This window comes from Hanstruepera neustonica (genome assembly GCF_002895005.1).
Classification (GTDB): Bacteria; Bacteroidota; Bacteroidia; order Flavobacteriales; family Flavobacteriaceae; genus Hanstruepera; species Hanstruepera neustonica.
On the sequence record NZ_POWF01000007.1, the window covers coordinates 126132 to 140558 of the forward strand.

Genomic DNA, 14427 nt, shown 5'->3' on the forward strand with positions numbered 1-14427 from the left:
TTATGTTGTCATCTCTAATGGACTTGTTTTCTGGTTTTTATATTTGGCATAATCAAAGCCACTAGACCACCACTTGGTCATTTTTTCTTTATCAAAAATTAATGAATTTGTAGTCAATACGGTCGGCGTGTAATAAAAATCAATGATTGCTTCATGATTAGTGGCCACAAATTTACCAATTCTAATATTCTGGCTTTCAATTCTATCCAACATAAACGCAAACATATTGGTCAACAATGAAAACGCATTGAGCGATGGCATTCGGTTTAGCTGCGTTACTTCAGTCTGAAGAATAACCGCATCTACATGCGTTGCGCCACGTTTTATTGCTTCTTCTATGGGCACCATTGAACCTAAACCACCATCAGCATATTCACAACCATTTTTCTTAACCAAAGTCATAAAGGGCGTATAATTACAAGATATCCATATCCATTCGCAAAACTCCTCATACTCAAAGTCATTAATAGACTTATATTCCACTTGATTTAAAGAGAGATTGGAAACCGTTACCACAACATCTCTTGCACTGTTTTTTAGTTCTGCAAAAGCCTCTTCAGAAAAACTATTTATTATTAAACGCTTTAAACTATGACTTTCACCAAAAGTTTTTCGGCCTTTTAGAATGTTTCGCAACACATTAAAATGATTGATACCTATAGTTTCTAGTTCTTTTTTCTTTTTGATAATGAACGGACAACTATCAAAAATATCATCTTGGGTCACACTGGTATAAATTTGTTTGATAGTTTCTACTTGATTTAAAGCTAAATGTGACACTAACAAACTTCCTGTTGAAGTTCCGATAAACAAATCATATTTATGCTTCTGCTCCTCAATGAGATATTGCGCCACACCTCCTGCAAAAGCTCCCTTGCTACCACCTCCAGAAATCACTAATGCACGCATATTACGATTTGTTTTTTATGTTTTGAATTTTCTGGGCATAGCCATCATCATTGGATAGTTTATCCAACAATCTATTAGCAAACTGTTTGAATTGCCAACTGTGATGATGACTAGCTTCAACCAAATGCTCCAATGCCTGTTCTGGAAACAACCCAATGGCATCTAAATAAGAAAATGCCCCCATACGCACCTCAAAACCATAGTCAGGAGCAGTATAATTGACCAACTCATTAAAAAAAGCTTGTTTGTTGTCTTCAAAATAATCTGGTGTTGAAATAGCCAAAACCAGCCAGAGCAAACGCACATTCTTATCATTTAAACCAATTACTCTCTTTGTTTTATTTAGATATTTTGAACGTTCCTCTGGAAAGTTATTCCAAAGATTGTAGAGCGCATACTCAATAGTTACATAAGATTTATCATCTAAAAGTGATTCGTATACTGTTTTTAAAGAAATGGGTATATTCACAACATGCTTCGCAATAGCTTGCCTGACCTTTAACCCTTCTTGAAATACATCTACAGTAACACGCTCCGGAACCTGGGCTATAACTTTAGATTTAGCTTCATCAGACAATGGAGCCTCCATAAAATAATCGCATTTAGATGTTTTAGCTTCACAATCAGCCATGAGGTATTCTTGAATAAAAACTGAATTCTCCAAGCTTGCCATAGCCTGGTTATATGGAAAAGACTTAGCCTCAAGCCATTCAGAAGTAAAACCACCTAACGGTTTTTCGTACAGACCTTCTACTTCCTCAATAAAATTAGCGGTTTCCACATTTTTAAATTGATATTTATTTAAATAGTTCTTCACCGCTTGCCTAAAGACCTCTTCTCCAACAAGTTCTTTAAGAGCATGTAAAACCCAAGCACCACGTTTGTAAAATGTTGTGCTACTGGATTTCGGATCCAACAATGCAGTACCTGCACCACGATTGTCTTGATCCAATAATTCCTGTGCATATTCATACAAGCGCCAGTAGTAATAATTATCACCAAATACCTGCCTTTCAGCCAATAGCGCATAGTAAGTCGCAAAACCTTCCTGCAGCCAATGGTGCGTTCCAGATGTTTCCGTTACCAAATCACCAAACCATTGATGTGCCAATTCGTGGGCATTCACATTGACATAGTTTTTGTCATTAAACCCAATAGAATCTACCACAAATCCATCTGAAAATATGGTAGCACTGGTATTTTCCATACCTGCATATAAAAAATCATGAACAGGAACCTGCTTGTAGTTTTGCCACGGGTAAGCCACACCAATTTCTTCTTCCAAAAAATCAAACATCTGTTTGGTATAACGGTACGTAGGCTCTACTTTTAGGGAATCTTCTGGGTAATAATACATTTCAAGTGGAATACCGCTTTTAGAAGTCTCAACCCGCTTATCATACTTTCCAATTGCTAAAGCAATTAAATAGCTTGACATGGGTTTTTTCATATCATAATACCAAGTTTCCAGCCTTTCATCAGTTGCCTGCGACTTATGAGTTAAAACACCATTAGAAATTACCTCATAACCTTTTAATGTCGAGATACTAATATCGAATTCGACTTTTTCATTCATATCATCAAAACTGGGCAACCAATTACTCGTGTACTTGCCCTGCCCTTGGGTCCAAATTTGATTAGGTGCTTCATTATCCCAACCTACAAAATACAAGGCTTTTTTGGGCACTGTTTTATAACTCAAAATCAGCTCATAGGGTTTTCCTTTTAAAAATGAATTCTTAATCCAAATTTTATCCTTATCATTCACATAATCAATGGTATCCAATTGTTTTGAAGGCAATGTCATTAAGACAAGCGGCTTGGTTATTTGCATGTTTTTTGCATCAATGTAAATTGAGTCAACACGTTTTAAAATATCAAATTGAAAACGAACAGTGCCTTCAACAGATTTTTCAACCGTATCCAATTTTACCAAAGCCTTACAATGCTTAAAGTCAACATAATCAGTCTGTTGTGCCAACGAAAGTTCAAAAAAGAAAAGTAAGAGTAGACTTAATACGGGTTTCATAAGGTCTGTTTACGCAAAGATTAGTCCAAAATACAAAAAATTGCATTTCTCGAATTCCATGAAATGGCTTAATTTCGCTTTTATGAGTGTGAATCTGCAAACTCCCATAGATTATCTTAAAGGCGTTGGCCCCAATCGTGCGGAATTACTTCGTAAAGAGCTTGGCATACACACCTATCAGGATTTAATAAATCTCTTTCCCAATCGGTATTTAGACCGTACCACCTACTACAAGATAAATCAATTACAACAGAACAGCGCTGAAGTTCAGGTAATTGGTCAAATTATTAAGTTTGAAGAGGTAGCCCAAAAGCGAGGCAAACGTTTAGTAGCCACTTTTCAAGATGACACAGGGACTATGGAGCTGGTTTGGTTTCGTGGCCACAAGTGGATTCGAGAAAACCTCAAGCGCAACACTCCTTATGTGGTTTTTGGTAAAACCAACTGGTTTAATGGCAAGTTTTCAATGCCACATCCTGACATGGAATTGCTTAAGGACCATGAAAAAAGTCTGCAATCTGCCATGCAGCCCATTTACCCTTCCACAGAAAAACTAACCAACAAAGGTATTAGCAATCGTGTACTTATTAAAATCATTCAGCAGTTGTTTACCGAGACCAAAGGGCAGTTTACGGAAACCTTATCACCTGAACTTCTAGAGAATCTTCATTTGGTTTCCAAAAGTCAAGCGCTTTTTAATGTGCATTTTCCGCAAAACCAAGAGCTTTTAACCAAAGCACAATACCGATTAAAATTTGAAGAATTATTTTACATCCAACTACAACTTATTTTAAAAAACCTCATTCATAAATCCAAAATCAAAGGCCTTCCTTTTCATCATGTGGGTGATTATTTTAATACCTTTTTTAATACCCATTTACCCTTTGAATTGACCCAAGCTCAGAAACGTGTGCTTAAGGAAATTCGAACCGATTTAGGTAGTCAGGCACAAATGAATCGCTTGCTACAGGGCGATGTAGGTTCCGGGAAGACCATAGTTGCCTTCATGTCAATGCTCATGGCACTTGACAACGGTTTTCAAGCCTGTTTAATGGCTCCGACTGAAATTTTGTCAGTCCAGCACTATAACGGATTAATTGAATGGTGTAATAAATTGAATATCAGTATAAAAATATTAACTGGTTCAAGTAATACTTCAGAAAGAAAAGAAATTCATGAAAATCTTGAAAATGGTCAATTACAGATCTTAATTGGCACTCACGCCCTCTTGGAAGATACTGTAAAATTCAAAAATTTAGGACTTGCTATTATCGACGAGCAGCATCGTTTTGGAGTAGCTCAAAGAAGCAAGTTATGGCACAAAGGTCCAAATCAAAATCCTGAAAAAGCTCTTGCTCAAAATGCCGTTCCGCCACACATTTTAATCATGACCGCAACTCCTATTCCAAGAACTTTAGCCATGTCGGTTTATGGCGATTTGGACATTTCTTTGATTGATGAGTTACCTCCAGGACGACAAGCCATTAAAACAGTCCATCGATATGACAAAAACAGACTGAAGGTTTTTAGGTTCATACGCGATGAAATAGAAAAAGGTCGGCAGATTTACGTTGTGTATCCACTCATTCAGGAAAGCGAAAAAATGGATTATAAAGATTTAATGGATGGCTATGCCAGTATTGAAAGGGACTTTCCAAAGCCAAAATACCAAATATCGATAGTGCATGGAAAAATGAAAGCGGCTGATAAAGACTACGAAATGCAACGTTTTGTAAAAGGCGAAACCCAAATTATGGTAGCTACAACCGTAATTGAAGTAGGTGTAAATGTTCCCAATGCCTCTGTAATGGTCATCGAAAGTGCCGAGCGCTTTGGCCTCTCTCAACTTCATCAGTTGCGTGGTCGTGTTGGTCGTGGCGCTGAGCAGAGCTATTGCATATTAATGACCAGCCATAAACTGAGTAACGATAGTAAAACCCGATTAGAAACCATGGTACGCACCAATGACGGTTTTGAAATTGCCGAAGTAGATTTAAAACTCCGTGGCCCAGGCGACATTATGGGTACCCAGCAAAGTGGCGTCCTCAATCTCAAGATAGCGGATTTAATAAAAGATAATGATATATTAAAATCTGCACGATATTATGCGAAACAAATCTTGAATAACGACCCATCATTATCTTCACCAAGTAACAAAGCTATCTTGAATACTTACAGACAAATGGCCAAATACCGGAATATCTGGAATTATATCAGTTAAAAGGGCTCAACCGAATGTGGATGAGCCCTTTAAACAAACTATTGGTGATTGGATTGATGACCTTACAAAGCACCTAATTCTTTGAGATGTTTCTCGGAATTGGTTCTGACATTCGCAGGCGGGTTCATGGATAACGATTTTTTAAAGTTCTTTATTGCTTTTTGGTTTTCTCCCATAGTTTTGTAGCATTCACCTAAACTATCATATCCATTAGGGTCTTCAGGATAATTAGCTATATTTTGCTTAAAAAATTTCACAGCTCGGTCGTAGTCTTTCGCATTCATCATTTGATAGCCCAGAGCATTTAACTGTTGTTTATTAGCCAAAGCTGCAGCCTCATCCATTAAAGATGCATACTCATCAGTGCGTCCAAGCTTATTCAGTATTTGACCTTTGATTGCCAAATTATTAAACGTTTTTTGACTGTAGAAATTACCCGAAATAGCACCATCGATCCAGCCAAGAGCCTCATTTAAATCTCCGCCATTGTTTAGTGCATAGGCAGCCGCTTGTTCCCAGTTTTGGCGACTAAAACCAAATTGACCGTTGGTTTTACTACGAAATTCATCTAAAACCACATCGGCAACATCAACAGATATTTTAAATGGAAATTCCTTATCTCCCCAAATTAATGATGCCACCGCATCATTGGCATTGACAGTGTTGAACTCGAAAGTCAATAGCTCATGAAATGGCGCTGTTTTGGTTGTAATTTCAGCTCTTAATGCATCATTTTTTTTGTCATAATAAAAACTTCCCCAGGCCAAATAATCCCTCGAAAGGATTAATGTTGCAGTATCATTGCTTTTAACTTCAAAAAATAATCCATAAGTACCCGCTTTAATGGGTTTGCCTTCCACAAAAGCATCATGACTAAATGTAATGGTCGTATTTTCATCAGCTCCGGCTCGCCAAGGCGCAGCTGTAGCTGTTCCAAACCCTAAATTGTTCATACCATACGGTACTAAAGCACCCCAAAGGTCTCGACCATTAACACTAGGTCTAGAATAAGTAACACTTATATCAGTAATTCCCACACGTTGCACGATCGTGGCCTGCTGACTGGCACGTGGTGTGTTCAATTGCCCAAACGACATTGAGCTAATTGTCAAAAAAAGTAAAATGGTGAAAAAGTTGATCTGTTTCATAATAAAGTGGATTAATTAGTTGGTATGAAGTTAGATACAAACTGAACTGCAAGATGTTAGCGTTGTGTTAATTAACAGCAACCAATTGTTAATTAACTATTTATTAAGAAGCTATTTGCTTGTTAACTAAAAATTAATTAACTATTTTTGTCTAACTTTTTTATTTAAAAGTTAAACAAAATTATATTTAATTATGGCAAGAAAGAAAAAAATAACCCAGCAAGATATATTAGGTTTCTACATGGATTTCGTATTGGAAAATAATGAACGTCCGAAATCAGTTTATGCTCTAGCAAAAGCTTATAACTTTGAAGAACAAGCCTTTTACAATTATTTTGGAACTATTGAAGTTCTGGATCAACAAGTATTTCTCGAGTTCTTCAACAGCACTTTAGAAGTCTTGAATAAGAGTGAAGATTATCAATCATACGACTCCAGACATCAGTTATTGAGTTTTTATTATACATTCTTTGAGAACTTAACAGCCAACAGAAGTTTTGTCAAGTACATTTTAAGCCAACATTCCAATCAGCTTAAAAATCTCAAAATGTTATCCCATTTACGAAAAAGTTTCAAATCCTACGTTAAAGGCTTACATATTGATTTACCTGATTTTAAAAACAAGCAAATTGATAGTATTCAAACGAAAGGCCTTGAAGAAGCTGCTTGGGCGCAACTATTGTTTACCCTAAAATTTTGGATGGATGATCATTCAGCAAATTTTGAAAAAACTGATATTTTCATTGAGAAGTCTGTCAATGCTTCATTTGACCTCATGGACATCTCTGCTCTAAAAAGCTTAATTGATTTAGGCAAGTTTATCATAAAAGAAAAATCAATCATGAACTAAAACCTACCATGAAAACCATAGATAAAATACCAACTTCAAAATTACAACGTGCCTCCAAACTAGTGTCTACGGGAGCCAAAGTAGGTGTTAATTACTTGAAGTATTATGGTGATAAACTCACCAAAAGTGAAATTGAAGCCAAAGAACGGTTAAACGAAAACAACGCTTCCGATATTTATGATGGTTTAAAGCAGCTTAAAGGTAGTGCCCTGAAGGTTGCCCAAATGTTAAGTATGGAGAAGAGTATCATGCCAAGAGCATACGTCGAAAAATTTTCCTTGGCTCAATTTTCTGTACCGCCTCTTTCACCTCCATTAGTTATTAAAACTTTTAAAAAATATTTTGGAAAATTACCCAATGAAATATTTGATACGTTTCAGGCAACATCAGTCAATGCCGCCAGTATTGGTCAAGTACATATAGCCCAAAAGGACGGGAAAAAATTAGCTGTGAAAATTCAATACCCTGGTGTTGCCGAAAGTATCTCTTCAGATTTAGCAATGGTCAAACCCATAGCTATGAGTATGTTTAATATCAAAGGTGATGGTTCAGATAAATATTTTAAGGAGGTTGAAAGCAAATTGATTGAAGAAACTAATTATGTACTGGAACTCCAGCAAAGCCAAGAAATAGCAAATGCCTGTTCTCACATTCCAGGAATACAATTTCCAAGCTATTATGAGGATTTGTCGTCTGAACGGATTATCACCATGGACTATATGAAAGGTATTCATTTGTCAGAATTCACCAAAAATAATCAAGATTCAGATTTGGCAAACAAAATTGGACAAACCTTATGGGATTTTTACATGTATCAAATTCATGAACTAAAGAAAGTACATGCCGATCCACATCCAGGTAACTTTTTAGTCTCAGATTCCAATGATTTAATTGTTTTGGATTTTGGCTGTATGAAGGAAATACCAGAAGAATTCTATATACCCTATTTTGAATTGGCGCTTAAAGAAAACTTAAATAACAAAGAACGATTCACTCAAAAAATGTATGAATTGGAAATTTTAAGACCAGACGACTCTCCAGAAGAAATTGCCTTTTTTTCAGAAATGTTCCATGAGATGTTAAGTCTGTTTACGCAACCCTTGCATGAGGAATATTTTGATTTTTCAAATGCTGACTTTTTTGGGAATATTGCGAGATTGGGCGAGAAATACTCCAAAAACACCCAACTGCGTAAAATGAATGGCAATCGCGGTTCAAAGCACTTTATTTATATGAACCGCTCCTTCTTTGGTCTTTACAATTTGATGTTCGATTTAAAAGCTAATCACATTAGAATCAAAAATATCGCATTTTAATTGTTTATGGACTTAAGACAACTGGACAGGGTTATAGAAATGGCCTGGGAAGACCGAACACCTTTTGAAGCTATTGATTATCAGTTTGGGCTCTCGGAATCCGATGTCATTCAAATCATGCGTAGAGAACTAAAACCAAGTTCGTTCAAATTGTGGCGAAAACGTGTTAACAGTGGCATGAGTCAAAAGCACCTCAAACGCCGTAATGTGAACATAAGTAAATTTAAATGTTCAAGACAACGTGCTATTTCTAACAATAAAATTGCCAAACGATAGATTTCCCTACCACTATAGAACGTATTCAAGCGCGGATTAAACAGATTGATCCCGTGAGTTATGCTGCAACCCGAAACTATCAAAATGGTAAACTCACCTACTTAAGCCCTTACATTTCAAGAGGCGTAATTTCTACGAAGCAGATTTTTCACAATTTAAAAAGCAATGGCTATACATGGGAACAGGCTGAAAAACTCATTCAAGAATTAGCCTGGCGCGACTATTGGCAATTGGTGTGGAAAAATAAAGGCGATGACATTTTTCAAGATTTAAAACAGCCTCAAAACCCGGTTTCAAATCATGGTATACCACAGGCTATTGTTGATGCAAAAACAGACATTTTTGTAATAGATGATGCTATTCAAAGTCTATATCGCGATGGGTATATGCATAATCACATGCGTATGTACGTGGCGTCGATATGTTGTAATATAGTGCAATCGCATTGGTCACATCCTTCCCAATGGCTTTACTATAATCTGCTTGATGGCGATTTAGCAAGCAATACCTTGAGTTGGCAATGGGTGGCTGGTAGTAATGCCAATAAAAAATACTACGCCAATCAAGACAATATAAACAAATACTTTGACAGCCATCAGAAAGACACATTTTTGGACGTCAGTTATGAAGAGATAGATACGTTGGATATCCCCAGTATCTTGAGGGAAACTATGAATTTAAATTTGACGACCTCACTCCCAAAAATAGAGACACTAGAGATACACGATACCAAAACCTTGATATACAACTATTATAATCTAGATCCTTTTTGGTATCAAGACGAAGATGTGCAGCGCATTTTATTACTAGAACCCCAGTTTTTCGAAAAATATCCCGTTAACGATTTATGTGTTGACTTTATACTCAATTTGTCAAAAAATATCCCGAATCTCAAAATTGTTGTGATGCCTTTTGCAGATTTACTGGATTTTGTAAAACCTGAACACATTTATTTCAAAGAGCACCCAACAAACACGCATTACACAGGGCATCAAGAACCTAGAGATTGGATGACCACCTTAAGTGATTACTATCCATCTTTCTTTGCCTATTGGAAACGGGCCAAAAAACAACTGCAAGCAGCATGGTCAAACTAATATGATGATGAAATTAAACACCAAGGACATTGATAAATTAGAACATAAATTCCGATTGAATTTAATCAATTCCATTTCCGGAATAAAACCTGCCAATCTCATTGGTACGCGCTCAAAAAATGGGATGGATAATTTGGCCATTTTTTCTTCGGTTGTGCATTTAGGTTCCAATCCCGCGCAACTTGGGTTTATAGTGCGACCGTTTGCTGAAAATCCACGAGATACATACTCTAACATTCTTGAGACTCAACATTACACAATAAATGGCGTTCCTCTGGAGCTGACTAAAAAGGCGCATTATACGTCGGCAAAATTAGACCAAGGCGTTTCTGAATTTGAAGTCATGAACATTGAAAAGGAATTCATGGATGATTTTTACGCACCATTTGTAAAATCAAGCCCTATAAAAATTGGGATGAAACATTTGGACAGCATTCCCTTGCCAAATGGCTGTACGATGGTCATAGGGTCTGTGGAGTTATTAATGGTTCCTGAAGGAAGTATGAATGACCTTGGGCAACTGGATTTATCACATATCAACAGTGCAGGAATCTCTGGTTTAAATAGTTATTACAGCTTGAATAAACTTACGACCTACCCCTATGTTCGTACTTCTGAAATACCCGAATTTGAATGAAAAAAGGTGATCTTCCTCAAAAAACTTGCCCAGTTTGCGACAGACCATTTTCCTGGCGCAAGAAATGGGAGAAAAATTGGACTGATGTAAAATATTGCAGTGAAAAATGCAGAAGAAATAAAAAATGAAAGCTGTCAATCTTATATTCCCGCATCAATTGTTTTCTCAATCGCCATTGTTTGAAAACGATTATCCTATATATCTGGTTGAAGAATATTTATTTTTCAAACAATATGCATTTCACAAACAGAAAATTGCCTTTCACAGAGCAACCATGAAATGCTATGAAGACCGATTGAAAAAAGAAAAAAAATCTGTCTTTTATGTTGATAGCGAGAACAACCTATCTGATATCCGATTACTGATTCAGCATCTAAATAATGAAGGCGTAACCGAATATCATGTTATAGATCCCGTTGACAACTGGCTGGAAAAACACCTAAAATCCAGTTTGGATGGTAACAAACTGGTTACTTATAACAGCCGTTTGTTTATTAATACTCCAGATGAACTCAAGCATTTTTTTAAACCGAATAAGCAGAACTTCTCCCAGACCGTCTTTTATAAACAACAACGTAAAAAACGACACATTCTGTTAGATGACAATCAGAATCCCAAAGGTGGCAAATGGACTTTCGATACCGAAAACCGAAAAAAATATCCAAAGGATAAAACGCCACCGAGTATCCATTATCCAGACGCATCCGAATACTGGAATGAGGCTGTAAATTATACCGAAACCCATTTTAAAAATAATCCTGGTGAACTGACTAAAGAACGCCTCTACCCGATTACCCCTGAAGAATCTAAATATTGGTTACAGCAATTTTTAGAATTCCGCTTTTATGATTTTGGGGCTTATGAAGATGCCATTGTCAAACAAGAAATTATTTTAAACCACAGTGTCCTCACTCCCATGCTTAATGTGGGTTTGATAGCGCCAAACGACATTATTGAGGCCGCCATTACCTTTGCAGAACAAGAGCATATTCCCATAAATTCTTTGGAAGGTTTTGTGCGTCAAATATTGGGATGGCGCGAATTTATGCGTGGCATGTACAAGCACAAAGGCAGTTTTTCGCGTACCAAAAATTTTTGGGGATTTAAGCGGGAACTACCTACCTCGTTTTACAATGGGACCACAGGTATTAAACCCGTTGATGATGCCATTAAAAAAGTGCTTAAAACCGGATATTGTCACCATATTGAACGCCTAATGGTATTAGGTAACTTTATGCTTCTTTGTGAATTTCATCCGGATGCTGTTTACCAATGGTTTATGGAACTGTTTATTGATGCCTATGACTGGGTTATGGTACCCAATGTATATGGTATGAGCCAGTTTGCCGATGGCGGATTATTTGCAACAAAACCCTATATATCGAGTTCTAACTATATTAAAAAAATGAGCAATTATAGTAGCGGTGATTGGGAAGCCATTTGGGATGGTTTGTTTTGGAATTTTGTAAACAAGCAACAAGATTTTTTTAAATCCAATCCCAGAACCAGTATGATGGTTCACAACCTCAACCGACTGGATACTGAAACCAAACAAGCTCATTTTAAAGCGGCTCAAAACTTCCTGCATAGTTTATAACTATATATAATTACGTATAAGTACGTATTGAAATTGTGAATTGAAAAAACTAAATTCGATAAAAGTCAACTAAAATAGTTAATGAAGTATTGGACAATTTTTATAATGATATTTCTTTTAGGGTGCAATTTTAGAAACATTCCTAAAGAAAAGATATTTCAGTATGAACTTAACAATAGCTATAAATTTAATGGTGATGAATTGAAGATTGAGTTAGGTAATACTTTGCGTTGTCCAATGAGAATATGGGTTCAATCAAACGATAAAGAAATAAATGAATACTTTAATAAAATTAATCCAGTTATCCTTGGACCACTTAAGGACACAATAATTAAAATGGATATAAAAAAAATAGAGGTCAAAGAAGTACATTTCGCATCTAGGTTTGGAGATATTAATAAAATAGTAAATGACAAAAAAGTCAATTTACCATTCAAGAAAAATAAAAGATATTCCTTAATTCAAGGCAATAACTCTTCACCAACACATAACACTGATTGGTCTCGATATGCCTTTGATTTTGGATTGGAAATAGGGGATACAATATGCGCTGCAACTCCGGGATTTGTAGTTGGTGTTGTTGAAGATTATAAGTTTGGAGGATCACAACAAGAGTGGAGAGATTTTGCAAATCTTATCACCATCTATAATCCCAATACGGGATTGTTCACTCAATATGTCCATCTTGATTATAAAGGTAGTTTAGTAAAAGTTGGGGATAGTATTGTAATAGGTCAAAATATTGGAATTGCGGGTATTACAGGATTTACAAATATTGAACATCTACATTTTAATTGTCTGAAGCCAATACATTCCCAAGATGGACTTATTTCTATTCCAATTGATAGTATTGGAAATTACAAAGTTTCAGAGTTGAAAAGAAATCAAATGGTAAAGAACTAAAATTGAGCCTAATAAGGCGAGAAGCTTATGATGAATGAATAGAGGCCAGCGAAGCCTTTCAACTAGTCTAGTTTCCATCAGTCAGGAAAGCGCTCCAAAACTGTCACAATACAAAACCAAAAGATAAGCGAACTTCATTACTCTGCCAACAATTCTCCTACAAACCCTTCAAATTCTGTTGTAAATTGGGTGTATTTTTCACTAGTGGCTGGGCCATTAAAACCCGTGTGTATTTTTCGAACCTGTCCCGTTTTATCAATAAAAATAGTGGTTGGGTAGCTCAATACCTGGTTCAACATCGGTAATTTTTCTTGCGCCTTGGCTTTATTAGAAGTTCCTGTTTGTGCCAATAGAATAGGATACGTAATCCCAATGCGTTCTTGCAGTCTTTGAATGTTCTTAAAGGCCTGGTCTTCAGTTTTGACATATTCAAATGCCAAAGCCACTATTTCCAGTCCGTCGTCTTGGTGTTCCTGGTAATATTTGGATAGATATTTGCTTTCATCCAAACAATTGGGACACCAGGTTCCCATAAGTTGTACTAACACAACTTTATTTTTAAAACGGTCATCTTCCAGTGACACTAGGTTTCCGTTAGCATCTGGAAAGCTAAAAGCGACTTTGTCATAACCTTCTTTTAAATAGGTCAAGCTATTGGCATCAGGCAATTCGTAATTAGCGTTACGCTTAGCCGTAAAGGGTTCTTGCCAATGGTTACCAGAATAAAACGTTCCAGTCATGGTAGAATCGGTTACGGTAGCTTTAAACATAAAGGCATGGGCACCATCAAAAGTTGATAATTTCAATTCAGTACCAGAAACCACACCTTCTAAAAATCGGTAATCGCCTGTGGTGGTTTCAAATGTTCCTGTAACCTTATTACCTGTTTGTTTAAAAACACCTTTGGCTATATAACGATTGTCATCAGAATCGGGACTAAAAACCGTTTCCCAGTTTCCAGAAACATCACTTTTCGATGGCTCATTCGTTTTAAAACGCACATCCGATTGGGTTGCTACAAACGGTACATAGCGATTAAGCGCTTCTTTTACATAATTACCAGTTAATGAACCATCCTCATTAATTTTAGCTACCAAATAGGCCTGAAAAACAGGCGTTTTTATATAAACCGAATCGTTTTCATAGGCTATTTCATCAATTTCTATAACCTCGTCGGCATTATAAACTTTGGCTGTAGTAGAAGAAGTTACTTCCATTAAAAATGGCAGTTCAACCCCATTATTCAAATCTAAAGCCACACGATACGTAACAGTTTCCAGAGTTTTAGATTTATTTTTGGCTTCCGTTTTGTTATCCGTTTTACAGGAAAATAGTGTTATAAAAACAAGAGAAAAAATAAGATAGCGCATAATGAATTTTTGATGTTAGTCGAAGAAACAAAAAATAATTGCAACAAAAAAAAAGGTGTTAACACATTAACACC

General features: G+C 36.3%; 13 protein-coding genes. 9 read left to right on the top strand and 4 right to left on the bottom strand.

Translation table 11 applies throughout. The annotated features are described in order from the left end of the window. Together C1T31_RS10820 and C1T31_RS10825 are read right to left on the bottom strand one after the other, a co-directional pair. Positions 1-909: a patatin-like phospholipase family protein gene (locus C1T31_RS10820; protein WP_103052513.1), complete on the bottom strand. Its 909-nt coding sequence runs from the start codon at positions 907-909 to the stop codon at positions 1-3. 1 nt (position 910) lies between these two features. Beyond that, entirely contained in the window at positions 911-2938 is a 2028-nt protein-coding gene (locus tag C1T31_RS10825; RefSeq protein WP_103052514.1) for a M1 family metallopeptidase, read from the bottom strand. A gap of 58 nt (positions 2939-2996) precedes the next feature. On the opposite strand from C1T31_RS10825, the gene recG reads away from it, so the two are divergent. Then, the gene (gene recG, locus C1T31_RS10830; protein WP_317047294.1) at positions 2997-5159 is read left to right on the top strand and encodes an ATP-dependent DNA helicase RecG; all 2163 of its coding nucleotides are present in this window, start codon (positions 2997-2999) and stop codon (positions 5157-5159) included. A 62-nt stretch (positions 5160-5221) separates the two neighbouring features. On the opposite strand, the gene C1T31_RS10835 is transcribed toward recG, so the two are convergent. Then, on the bottom strand, positions 5222-6307 hold the full coding sequence (locus tag C1T31_RS10835; RefSeq protein ID WP_103052515.1) for a DUF2911 domain-containing protein: 1086 nt from the start codon (positions 6305-6307) through the stop codon (positions 5222-5224). Between the two features lie 193 nt (positions 6308-6500). On the opposite strand from C1T31_RS10835, the gene C1T31_RS10840 reads away from it, so the two are divergent. From C1T31_RS10840 to C1T31_RS10875, 8 genes are all read left to right on the top strand, one after another. After that, positions 6501-7157: a TetR family transcriptional regulator C-terminal domain-containing protein gene (locus tag C1T31_RS10840; RefSeq protein ID WP_103052516.1), complete on the top strand. Its 657-nt coding sequence runs from the start codon at positions 6501-6503 to the stop codon at positions 7155-7157. An 8-nt stretch (positions 7158-7165) separates the two neighbouring features. Then, positions 7166-8473, top strand: coding sequence for an ABC1 kinase family protein (locus C1T31_RS10845; protein ID WP_103052517.1), 1308 nt, complete (start codon positions 7166-7168; stop codon positions 8471-8473). A 6-nt stretch (positions 8474-8479) separates the two neighbouring features. Then, complete coding sequence (locus C1T31_RS10850; protein ID WP_103052518.1) at positions 8480-8749, top strand: TIGR03643 family protein; 270 nt, start codon at positions 8480-8482, stop codon at positions 8747-8749. Positions 8750-8802: 53 nt separating this feature from the next. Next, complete coding sequence (locus tag C1T31_RS10855) at positions 8803-9846, top strand: FAD-binding domain-containing protein (RefSeq protein WP_243398937.1); 1044 nt, start codon at positions 8803-8805, stop codon at positions 9844-9846. A 4-nt stretch (positions 9847-9850) separates the two neighbouring features. Then, complete coding sequence (locus C1T31_RS10860) at positions 9851-10483, top strand: flavin reductase family protein (RefSeq protein WP_243398938.1); 633 nt, start codon at positions 9851-9853, stop codon at positions 10481-10483. After that, positions 10480-10611 (top strand): DUF2256 domain-containing protein, encoded by a 132-nt coding sequence (locus tag C1T31_RS10865; protein ID WP_103052520.1) that lies wholly within the window; start codon positions 10480-10482, stop codon positions 10609-10611. Before C1T31_RS10860 ends, C1T31_RS10865 begins: the two co-directional genes overlap by 4 nt. Beyond that, positions 10608-12080 (top strand): cryptochrome/photolyase family protein, encoded by a 1473-nt coding sequence (locus C1T31_RS10870; RefSeq protein WP_103052521.1) that lies wholly within the window; start codon positions 10608-10610, stop codon positions 12078-12080. Before C1T31_RS10865 ends, C1T31_RS10870 begins: the two co-directional genes overlap by 4 nt. 81 nt (positions 12081-12161) lie before the next feature. Next, positions 12162-12983, top strand: a complete 822-nt coding sequence (locus C1T31_RS10875) for a M23 family metallopeptidase (protein WP_103052522.1) — start codon at positions 12162-12164, stop codon at positions 12981-12983. 137 nt (positions 12984-13120) lie between these two features. Here the strand turns inward: C1T31_RS10875 and C1T31_RS10880 are convergent, their stop codons facing one another. Then, the gene (locus tag C1T31_RS10880) at positions 13121-14353 is read right to left on the bottom strand and encodes a TlpA disulfide reductase family protein (RefSeq protein ID WP_103052523.1); all 1233 of its coding nucleotides are present in this window, start codon (positions 14351-14353) and stop codon (positions 13121-13123) included. Positions 14354-14427 lie beyond the last annotated feature (74 nt).